We start from the raw sequence: 10,537 nt of genomic DNA on the forward strand, positions 1-10,537 counted from the left end.
GCAGGGCTTGCGGTGTCAGTCTGTAGAGCGACCATAAGACCAGAACAGAGTAAATCTGTTAAGGCAGGTGCGGAACCCCGCAAGGGAAAGAAGCAGAAACCCAAATCGTGAGGTTTGGGAATCACCGTCCGTTTACGGCGGTGAGGATGTCAAAACTGAGCCATTTTCGATCCAGTATTGTTTCGCTAAACCCCACCTACAAGATCTGCATTTGAGCATTAGTAATATGTTTACAGTTCCATATTAACAGATAAAAGTCGCGGACAGGATAAAGATAGCGGTATCTTTCTGTTAGGTGTTCTATTCTACAAGTCCTCGCGGGGAAAAATACGCAAAATGTCACGAGCAAAACGAGAACTAATCCCAGGCTATTCCTATCATATAACCATTCGCTGTAATAACCGAGAATTTCGCCTGACCCGTCTAGAATGCCGACAGGTGTTACTCTACGCTATCAAAAAAGCGATCGAAAAGTACGGATTCAAACTCTACGCGCTCTGTGTGATGAGTAACCATATTCACTATCTCATCGAACCGAAAGACGCGGAAGACTTGCCCAAAATTATGCACTGGTTGAACTGGTACACCGCCATGTGTTTTAACCGAATGCTGAATCGAACTGGTCACTTCTGGGAGAAACGCTATCACAGTAGCGGTTTTCCCACCACGGATACTAAGCGAGCGCTGAATACCCTACGCTATATTCACGCCAATCCGAAGGCTGCGGGAGTCCAAGTCGGATTCTTCTACGATTTTAGCGATTACGGGGTCTATGACCGACTCGGAGACGATGGCTTAACCACTTGGCATCCTGCGTTTTTGAGTCTGGGAGAAACCCTAGAGGAATGCGCGGCCAAATATCGCGGATTCTGCAAGAAATACCGGCCGCGACCGAAACCGGAAACCCGCAACCACTGGGGAAGTAAGCTACTCGCGGGGATAAAGCCGAAGAAAAGGTCTAAAAAATCCTCTCCGGGCCAATTGTCTCTCTGGTGGGAGGAGTGGGAGGAAGTCACCCCAGAAATTCTCGCGGTGGCGGATCAGTTCGTTTTTGCCAACGCCTACAACCCCCGCGTCGCCGGAGACATACTACAATCATGTCGCGGATCGGACCCGGGGCCTGGGTGAGGTACATCGAAAACCCAGAAGAAATACAAAAACCCCCGACCCAAAAACCCATACCAAAACCCAAACAAAACACCCGAACCCCGACGTACACCCAAAAAACCAAAAACAGAACCCCGACGTACACCCAAAAAACCAGAGGGTCCAGGGAGGTGTCCTAGGGGTGCTTTTAGGTCAAAAGTAACATCCCTGTAGTATATCCAGCTATTATTCACTCGCCAGCCTACCCTATCTCCGAAAGCGTTCCAAACTCTTTCATTATACTCCCCCCTCCCACCGAGTTCGCAGTAGATTTTCGCCTGCACGGAAAAACCAAAGCGACCGCCACTATATTTAACCCATAATTGGTCAATGGTTCGCAAATCCTCGCAGGGGAAATTATCCATATCCTCTACCTGTAGCCATCCTTCTTTTGTGCGATTTACCTGTAGCATCACGACTCTTGTTTCCTCGTCCGCTTCCCTCCATTGCTGCCGTTTTAATAAATCTTCTAAGTTCCGATAATCGATTCCTTTGGCGCTTTTAAGTTCGATTTCTGGCGGTGGTGCGGGTTTCGGGGTTTCTGTTATCGTTTTCGCCGACTCACCATTTATCGGTTCCGTTTTAGGGGACGGTGGGACGGGTTGTTGTGCTAGTTTCAGGGTAATCCGGTCATAAACTTTTAAAACCTTCGGATTCGTGGGGTCTAAGGCTAATACTCGCCTCATTAACTGTTTTGCTTCTTCTAGTCTCCCGTCACCTTCTAAATCTAACGCTTCCTCTCGCAGTAACGCGATATCGGTGATAGTTGCTTGTTTCGGTAACAGAATCAGATGATTCTTGTAGTTTGGTTCGACGGTGGAGTGGGGAGTCTGCGGGGGTTTGTTGTATTGTCGGTTGATTTCCGGAACTCGATGGAATAGATGATTACAAAGTCTCTCCACCGTCGCGCAATTCCTTTCCCCCTCAATTCGCAAAGCCTCCAGAAGCGCGTAGGTAAACGAACTCATTCCCAAAGCGGGAATTTGATAGGATTCTTCCCCCGGACTACAGGAAGCGATGGTAATCACTCCCTGTTGGGGTTTTCCTCCCGCGGATTTATTGCCGAATCGCGTCTCGTTCCGGCAAGAGTCCAACAACAGAATGATATTATCCGCGCCGCATTTGCGTAAGCGTTGGGTGAGATAGGTGAGAGAAATGGTGGTATCTGGGAGCAATTGGGAGTGTCCATCGTGGGGAACGAGGTAATCCTGTTCCTGATGTCGTAATCCGTGGCCGCTGAAGAAAAACCAGAAGTTATCCCCCGTCTCCAACTGCGGGGACTCGAAAAATTCATGGAGGAAGATTTTTAAATTTGTGGCGGTGGGTTTCGTTTCTAGAAAAGTACCGCTAGGCGTTTTAATGGAGTCAGAATCATCGGTAAAGAGGAAAACTTCGTCAAACTTGGCTTCTTCTTTACAATAGCGAAACATAGCCTTCGCGTCTTCGATGGCGCAATCTAGCTTGTTAAAGTGTCCCTGTTTATAGGCTGTAATGCCGATGATAAATGCCCAGTTCGCCATTAGTCCGCAGTCGGTGTGTTTTTCTCGTCTCGCTTGAATTTTAGGGTTAATCCGCCTTTGGTGCCGGTCTTAATCCCCGTCCCTAACAATTTTACTTCACCCTCCCCGGTAATCTCTACGCAAAGCTCTACTTCATCGAGTTTAAAACCGGTTTGTTGGTTGACCTGTTTCTGTGCTTGATTGAAGACTTTGCCGATAAGCTGGAGAAAATGGGAAAGTTCTGTCTCTAGCTTCTCTATGCTCACTTTTACGCCACGAGTCGCAGCTTCGGTGATAGTTTTCCTCGTGTCCCAGGGATTGCGATAGGTGTCGTTTCCTTTCGCATCTTCATCGACGGTGACGGGGGTATCTTCTGCGGTGATAATCCAAATGGTTTCTTCTGGCATAGCGCTCTCGTTTTTCGGCAATGGTTCTCCTTTATTATTCTAGTTACCCATTGCTAACTCACCTATAGAGATAGGGGTTAATAGTCCCAAAAAAGGGGGTTTAAATACCCCCAAAGCTCATAAGTTTTATGTTTTAGAGTATTGGTTTTAAACCGTTTCTACCAAGGGACGGGTTAACTTATCCAACTGTTGGGTTAACAGACTCAGGAATAAACCCACATCGGTGACGATACCCACGGATTCTACGGAACCTCGATCGCTTAATTTTGTCACCACGGCCGGGTTAATATCAACACAGACCATTTTCACCCCCGCCGGTGTCATATTGCCCACACCGATGGAATGGAGCATACTAGAGAGCATGAGAATCATGTCGGCACCTTGAATTAAGCGGGAATATTCTTCCTGTGCTTTAATTAAATCCATCTCCGTATCCGGAAGCGGACCATCATCGCGAATTGAACCGGCCAAACTGAAGGGGACATTATTCTTGACGCATTCATACATTACGCCTTTTGTCAATACCCCGGCCGATACAGCTTTGGCGATGCTGCCGTGGCGACGGATGAGGTTGATAATCTTGAGGTGGTGACGATGGCCACCGCGCACCGGGATGCCTTTCTGCATATCCACCCCTAAAGAAGTACCCATGATCGCCTGTTCCATGTCGTGAACTGCGATCGCATTTCCCCCCAGTAAAGCGTGAACGTAACCATCGCGGATTAAACGGGAGAGATGTTGCGCTCCTCCAGTGTGAATGACCACCGGACCTGCCGTTACCACCACTTTACCGCCCTGGTCGCGAATTTGGCGCATTTCCCAGGCAATCTGCTCCACGGTTAACTCGACTCGGCGCTCGCTGGAAACCCCCGCACCCATAAAGGTAAATTCCTGAGTGCTGTTGCGTTGTTCCCTGGATTCCGCCTGTCGGATAGTACGGATGCCCTCAACTCCCACCATAACGCGATCGCCAGCTTTTAAATCCCGCAGCAGAGTACATTTTGCCGTTTTGCCTTCCGGACTTTCAGTGACGACGATGGCTGCATCCATGCGTTGATTTTCCACCCGCACCCATTCACAGTTAACCCGCACTTCCGTGGGATAGATGGTGCTGACATAAAAATCATCGGGAGCGACCCCATCTTGTGCCACCACTGCGGTATTGACATCACAGATTTCTTGGGGACGAGCGGCCGCACCGAGGTCGATCAATTGTACCATGATCTCCTCCATTACCTCGTGAGAGGGTGCAGAAACGCGCACTTCGGCCGAGGAGGTACTTTGGCGCTCAATCCCTAAGGTGAAGTTTAAAACCTTGAAGCTGCCCCCATTTCCTACCACAACATCGAGAGCTTTATTCATAATTCCCGCGTCGAGCAGATGACCTTCTAGCTGGAGAATGCGACTTTCAATGGTGACATTAGCGTGATGGTCTGGAATTAAGGGTTCGGTGGTACGCAGGGTTAAACATTTAGCGGCTCCTCCTGCTTTTAAAAACTCCGTTAGGGGAGTTTGTACCACTTCAAAACCTTTTGCAGCTAAGTTATGTTGTAAGTCGTCACTAATTTTATTCATGACGATTACTTGACCGATATTCACAGCATTACAAGCAAAGTTAACCGCATCGGCTTCTTCAACGATAATGCGTTTTTCTTCGGGAATTTTTAACTCAATTAATCGATTAGAATAGGCATCAAAAGCATCGGGATAGTAGAGTAGATAACCGCCACTAAGGGGACAAAAACAGGTATCAAGGTGATAGAAACGTTCATCGATTAAACGTAGGGATAAAACCTCGATATCGAGCCATTTAGCGATTAAAGGGTGGGAATCTAACTCAGTTCTGAAGCCATATCCTGCCCATAACCAACGTCCTTCCCGATCTAATAATGCGTCTCCTGCACCTTCAAAGGGTAAATCTTTGGGCAGTTCGTGAACTGTAAAACCGTTATCTTCAAACCACTGTTTAAAATAGGGTTCTTCTCCCTGTCTTTCTTTGTGTAAAAAGCGACTGAGAACGACAGTTTTTTCCAGAACTAAACCTGCATTAGCGGTAAAAACCATGTCAGGCCAGCCTTTTTCTGGTGTGACTAAATCCACGAGCGCCCGATCTTTGAGAACATGATAAAGCTGCTGCCATTGTTGCCTAGCTTTTTCTTGGGAAGATTTGTGAATGTTGCCCTCCATCCAAGGATTAATCACATAATCCACATCGTAATGATCGGGAGAACACATCAAAAAGCGAATAGTTTCAGTCATATTTTTTGACAATGAATATTCAGTATAAGTAGTCTGGAGATAAGTTTAGACCAATCTTCCATTATACTCCACTTTGCCCCGAAATGTCACTAGGCCTAAGATTAGGACAATTTCCACTCTACAAGCTAAAAACAGCCTGATTCTAGCCGATAACTGACGGCTAGAAGCTTAAATTATTGTAAATCCTGATGTTTAAATAACCCCATAAATTTCGATTTGCGTCCATGTTCCTTAATTAAACTTTCCCGATAAGTTTGCCATTCTTCCCGTCTTCCTGACATATAAAAGGCATTACGAGCTTTTTTCAGCCATTTAATCGTTTCTTCGTAGCGATCTGCCTTTTTTTCGTCGAGTATCTTTTCCGCAGCAGGACGTACATGATCGATCAACCAGTTAGGAGCGACGGTAGCAGCCGCATCCATTATCCGCCAAATTAGGTGAGACTGCACATAGGAATTATTAGAAACGACTTTAATTGCATCTCTAACTAAATTTTCGTGGAGAAATATATCGATTTTAGCCTCTGTGGAACGTCCACCGCTAAACTCGCGCAAGTAATCTAACAAGTCTAATTTTAAATCAGACCAATCTTCCCCCGCTAAAGACTCAATTTTTTGGTAATGGGAAAAGGAAGGTTGGTCTTGAAATGCCTTAATTCTAGCAGCCAAAGCTATATCTATAATTCAGCCTAGACAAAATGTCTGGGGGAAGTTCAGTTATTAACCGAATTAAGCTGTTTTTGCAGTGCCACAATGCGATCGCTTGTAGCCGGATGGGTGCTGAGAATTGTCGGGGTAGAACCCCCCTGTTGTGTTAATTTTTGCATAAAGGAGATCATCGCCGTGGGTTCATAACCAGCCCTGGCCAAATTTGTTAAACCCAGTCGGTCCGCTTCTAATTCATCCTTGCGACTATTGGGCAGATTATAGGCGAGATTAACCGCCAATTGTACCCAAGTTTTTGTCTCTAATCCCGCCGCACTGAGAAGTCCTTGGGCGAGGGCAGTATTGCGTAATTGGGTGATAGAATGACGACCAATGATATGGCCGATTTCATGGGCAATCACGCTGGCTAATTCGGCCTCATTATCAGTAGTTTTAATCAATCCCGTGTGTAAATAGACAAATCCACCCATAGTTGCGAAGGCGTTAATGCTATTGTCGCGCACCACTTGAAAAGTGTAGGGAAGGTCAGGGCGATCGCTAGTTGCCGCTAATTGCTGCCCGATTTCTTGGACATATTGGTTAATTCTGGCATCTTTGGACAGTTTCACCTTACCTGATTCTAATAAACCTTGATTAATCTGCCTACCGATGGCGACTTCCTGCTGAGGAGAAATAGTGGAGAGTTGAATAACTTGCACACCCCGAAAAAGTAAATCCATCCACGAGAGCGCGGAACTGTTTTGGGGATTGATAATCCCGATACTCAGGCTCAGCAGCAGAGAAATTATTGTTAATAGCCAAAAACGGGAGAAAATAAGGCGCATAGACGATTCGATCCCATAAAAACCTCATTCTTATTCTAGACATTGTCTAAGTACCTAAGCAAAATTAATTACACATATCTAACCACCTCTTGCCTCTTGCCTCTTGCCTCTTGCCTATCTTCACTAGGAAATTAATTTTGCACGACTACTTATCACCCTTTGTCTGTTACTGTCCCCGATTGGTTTGATAGACGTAAAAGTTAAATAAATCGAATAAACTGCCAACAAAAGCAAAAGTAACAGCGATGGTTAACATTCCTTGTAGGGGATAACCGCCACCGAAAATGGTTAAAAATTGCAGAATTTGGCTAAAAACAGTCTGAGAAACCCAAGTAAAGCCGGGGACGTGACTGGTGGCGAATAAAGCAGTTAAAATCGAACCCACCAGGAGGACGGGGGCAACAAAACTTAATAGGGTGGAAAATAGCAGAGAACGGAGCAAAGTAAGCATGGGTGCTGATCTCCAGAGAATTGGGGCGCGATCGAACGGGAATAAGAATTTATACTCGCTCCCCTCTAGGATATACGTTCATCTCCGATAGGGACGGTTTTTTAAAAAATCTTAAAATATCATTAAGATTCTTGGTTAAGAAAAATATAGCAGAGGAATTCCCCACAGGAGCGTACACCGGTGGGGATGCAGCGACTGCCTCCTTTCCGCTTGCTCAAATCCTCTGCTATAACGTTGACCATTAACTGCCCGAAGCGGATAAAACCAGAGGATGATAGAAAAGTTAGAATTACCCTTTCATCTATGACCCTAGATATTATCCCTGAAGGGGAAGAACGCAAAGTAGAAGCTGTCAGTAGTGCCGCTATTGATGGGGCGCCGATCGCCTATATTGTCGTCTTAGCGGCCATTGTCACTACCCTTTCTTTTATTCCCTTCTCCATTGTCCTCGCTTCCGGCGGTAGTATGCCCCTCAGTCAAGCGGTTTTTCCCCTTTTGGGTTGGTTACTCGGCCCGATCGCTGGGGCGATCGCTAGTGGCATTGGGTCCTTAATTGGGGCTTTCCTTGCCCCCTACACGGCAGGAATTCCCGCTATTTCGGTCTTTGGGGCGATTTTGTCGAGTTTTGTGGCGGGAACAATGGTTTTAGGCAAAAAACGCCGTTATTGGTGGTTAGGATTGACGTTAATTTTTCTGATTCCCCTGTTTATCTACGCTAACCGGGCGATCGGACTGAACGGCATTTCGCCACGAGTCTTTATTGCTGGGGCTTTCGTCGATTGGTCGGCTTTGGTATTATTTATCCTACCAACCCGGACTCTTTTTACCCATTGGATCAAAGGTAGTAACTTTGTCCTAGTAGCTGCGGGAATTTTTGGCGGGACTTGGACCGCCAGCGGCCTCTCCCATTTAGGGGCCGTCGCCATTACCTACTCGATTTTTAACTGGCCCGAAGAAGTCTGGATCGCTTTAATTCCGATCATCCCCGTAGAAAATCTGATTCGTTCCCTCGTCGGTATGGTGATCGGTTGTGGTGTCATTGCCGGTTTACGGGCGATCGGTTTGGTCAAATCACGGGAGGCGATCTACTAGGTAGGAAGTTTTCCTTTTGGGGAGTGGGGGATCGGGTGTCGGGGTGGACGCAAGGGCAAGAATTGCCAGGTTGCGTCCAACCCGACAGCGAAAAAAAAGAGAACTAGCGTTTTAGCCAACTCATCATCGCCCGCAGATCTTGGCCGACTTCTTCGATCGAATGTTCTGCTTCTTGACGACGCATAGCGGTGAAACCCGGTTTACCAGCTTGATTTTCGAGGACAAACTCTCTGGCAAATTGTCCCGATTGAATTTCCAGGAGGATTTTCCGCATTTCGGCCTTAGTTGCTTCCGTCACCACCCGCGGACCGCGAGTGTAGTCACCGTACTCGGCTGTATTGGAAATACTATCGCGCATTTTGGCTAAACCGCCCTCGACGATCAGATCGACGATCAGTTTTACCTCGTGTAAACACTCAAAATAGGCTAATTCGGGCTGATAACCGGCTTCTACGAGGGTTTCAAAGCCAGCTTTAATTAAAGCACTTAAACCGCCGCATAATACTGCTTGTTCGCCAAAAAGGTCGGTTTCTGTCTCCTCGCGGAAAGTGGTTTCCAAAACCCCGGCCCGAGTGCCACCAATACCTTTAGCGTAGGCCATTGCCCGATCGCGTGCTTGGCCGGTAGCATCTTGATAGACGGCGAATAAACAGGGGACTCCTTGACCTTGTTCGTAGGTGCGACGGACGAGATGGCCCGGTCCTTTGGGGGCAACCATAACCACATCGACATTATCCGGGGGAACCACTTGACCGAAATGAATATTAAAGCCGTGGGCAAAAGATAACACCTTGCCTGCGCTTAAATTCGGGGCAATTTCGTGGAGATAAATCGTTTTCTGCACTTCATCCGGTAAGAGGATCATGATCCAGTCGGCAATTTTAGCGGCTTCGGCCACATCATAAACCGGAATACCGGCTTCTTTGGCTTTGATGGCCGATTTACTGCCGGGATATAGACCAACAATCACATTAACGCCACTATCCTTGAGATTTAATGCGTGGGCATGACCCTGGGAACCATAACCAATAATAGCGATCGTTTTCCCCGCTAATAAGTCTAAATTGGCATCCTCATCATAGTACATTCGTGCCATCGAACTCGCTCCTTAAATTTTTTTGTCACTGTGCAAACTCCTAATTATACGCGAAAATCACGCCCGTCAGAAGCATTTGATCGCCTATTTCTAGGAGTCAAGAAAAAATAGTGTCGAGAAAATTTGAATTTTCTCGAGATATTTGGGTACTCTAACTAGGGAAAGCTGACTTGATCTAGTGGAGCAGAAGGGGGGGATAATGGCCAATTTTTAGCTTGGACTTGGTTCTTTCACCAAAATTGATTACAATATCATCATCAATAGCTGCTTCCTCTGCTCCTATCCAGTTAGGATTAACCTCGGTCTGAACACAGATAATCAGGTTAATATTAGTGCAGAAATAGCTTCTCTCCCCCTCGATTTTCACCTGTTCTGGGTAAATTACCCAGTTAGGATCGTTTATAGACTGATTTACTGCCTTGATCGATACTAAATAAAATCAGGTGAAAAGATCAAGATTATTGGCTTTGTTGATCACCAATTCCCTTAGAGCTGCCCCAGAAAATCTATGGTAAGTTTTTTTAAGAAGCTATTGACAAAAAAAACTCAAGGTATTGGGTTAGAGATTACCCCAGAGCGTCTTAACGTGGTTCAGATCGCCAAACAGAAACAAAATTATAAATTAGTTAAATGTTGTTCGTCGGATATCCCAGAAGGCATCTTTGAGGAGGGAAAAATCGTCGATTCCGTCGCTTTAGCGGAATTAATCCAAGAAGTCCTCAAGGAAAATAAAATTACTAGCAAACGAGTCGCTACTGCTGTCCCCATGCGCGAGTCAATTATCCGGATTATCCCTATTCCCTCGGAATTGGACGATGAGGAATTGCGCGATCTGGTCTTAAATGGCCAATTCAAGTCTGAATTGCATCACTGTCTGATCTACCTTTATAGAATACCTCATTCGGGGTACGATAGTCAAGACATTTTCGAGGACGATTGTTAATCAAGTTTACGGCTCTTTCCACCTCCTCTGGCTTAACGATTTTAAAATTCGTTCCCTTGGGGAAAAATTGTCTTAACAGTCCATTGGTATGCTCGTTTAATCCCCTCTCCCACGAATGATAAGGAGTAGCAAAATAAAAATCTGCTCCTAGTTTC

At 46.2% G+C, this 10,537-nt stretch carries 10 protein-coding genes and 1 pseudogene; 3 read left to right on the forward strand and 8 right to left on the reverse strand.

Annotated elements, in window-relative coordinates:
* Positions 1–336: 336 nt before the first annotated feature.
* Positions 337–1,128: a transposase gene (locus tag H6G40_RS21685; RefSeq protein ID WP_190538234.1), complete on the forward strand. Its 792-nt coding sequence runs from the start codon at positions 337–339 to the stop codon at positions 1,126–1,128.
* On the opposite strand, the gene H6G40_RS21690 is transcribed toward H6G40_RS21685, so the two are convergent.
* From H6G40_RS21690 to H6G40_RS21715, 6 genes are all read right to left on the reverse strand, one after another.
* Positions 1,062–2,666, reverse strand: coding sequence for a GUN4 domain-containing protein (locus H6G40_RS21690; RefSeq protein WP_242028820.1), 1,605 nt, complete (start codon positions 2,664–2,666; stop codon positions 1,062–1,064). The genes H6G40_RS21685 and H6G40_RS21690 overlap by 67 nt on opposite strands.
* A complete protein-coding gene (locus tag H6G40_RS21695; RefSeq protein WP_046661928.1) occupies positions 2,666–3,052 on the reverse strand; it encodes a Pepco domain-containing protein in 387 nt (128 codons plus the stop codon). The genes H6G40_RS21690 and H6G40_RS21695 overlap by 1 nt, the downstream gene beginning before the upstream one ends.
* Before the next feature lie 147 nt (positions 3,053–3,199).
* On the reverse strand, positions 3,200–5,311 hold the full coding sequence (gene argZ, locus H6G40_RS21700; protein ID WP_190538235.1) for a bifunctional arginine dihydrolase/ornithine cyclodeaminase: 2,112 nt from the start codon (positions 5,309–5,311) through the stop codon (positions 3,200–3,202).
* 173 nt (positions 5,312–5,484) lie between these two features.
* On the reverse strand, positions 5,485–5,979 hold the full coding sequence (locus H6G40_RS21705) for a hypothetical protein (protein WP_242028822.1): 495 nt from the start codon (positions 5,977–5,979) through the stop codon (positions 5,485–5,487).
* Between the two features lie 44 nt (positions 5,980–6,023).
* Positions 6,024–6,800, reverse strand: coding sequence for a M48 family metallopeptidase (locus H6G40_RS21710; protein WP_190538236.1), 777 nt, complete (start codon positions 6,798–6,800; stop codon positions 6,024–6,026).
* A 166-nt stretch (positions 6,801–6,966) separates the two neighbouring features.
* The gene (locus tag H6G40_RS21715) at positions 6,967–7,251 is read right to left on the reverse strand and encodes a hypothetical protein (protein WP_002732467.1); all 285 of its coding nucleotides are present in this window, start codon (positions 7,249–7,251) and stop codon (positions 6,967–6,969) included.
* Positions 7,252–7,554: 303 nt separating this feature from the next.
* Here H6G40_RS21715 and H6G40_RS21720 point away from each other — a divergent pair, with 303 nt between their 5' ends.
* On the forward strand, positions 7,555–8,343 hold the full coding sequence (locus H6G40_RS21720) for an ECF transporter S component (RefSeq protein ID WP_190538237.1): 789 nt from the start codon (positions 7,555–7,557) through the stop codon (positions 8,341–8,343).
* A 103-nt stretch (positions 8,344–8,446) separates the two neighbouring features.
* Here H6G40_RS21720 and ilvC read toward each other — a convergent pair whose 3' ends face one another.
* Positions 8,447–9,439 carry a ketol-acid reductoisomerase gene (gene ilvC / locus H6G40_RS21725; protein WP_004158090.1) on the reverse strand — a complete coding sequence of 331 codons (993 nt, stop codon included), beginning with the start codon at positions 9,437–9,439 and terminating at the stop codon, positions 8,447–8,449.
* Between the two features lie 508 nt (positions 9,440–9,947).
* Here ilvC and pilM point away from each other — a divergent pair.
* Positions 9,948–10,325, forward strand: a pseudogene (gene pilM, locus H6G40_RS21730) (pilus assembly protein PilM); the annotation flags it as partial.
* Here the strand turns inward: pilM and H6G40_RS21735 are convergent.
* On the reverse strand, positions 10,291–10,537 hold a 247-nt coding region (locus H6G40_RS21735; RefSeq protein WP_190537171.1), incomplete at its 5' end, for an IS30 family transposase. The pseudogene pilM and the gene H6G40_RS21735 sit on opposite strands and share 35 nt — an antisense overlap.

Source organism: Microcystis viridis FACHB-1342, assembly GCF_014698335.1.
Taxonomy (GTDB): Bacteria; Cyanobacteriota; Cyanobacteriia; order Cyanobacteriales; family Microcystaceae; genus Microcystis; species Microcystis ichthyoblabe_A.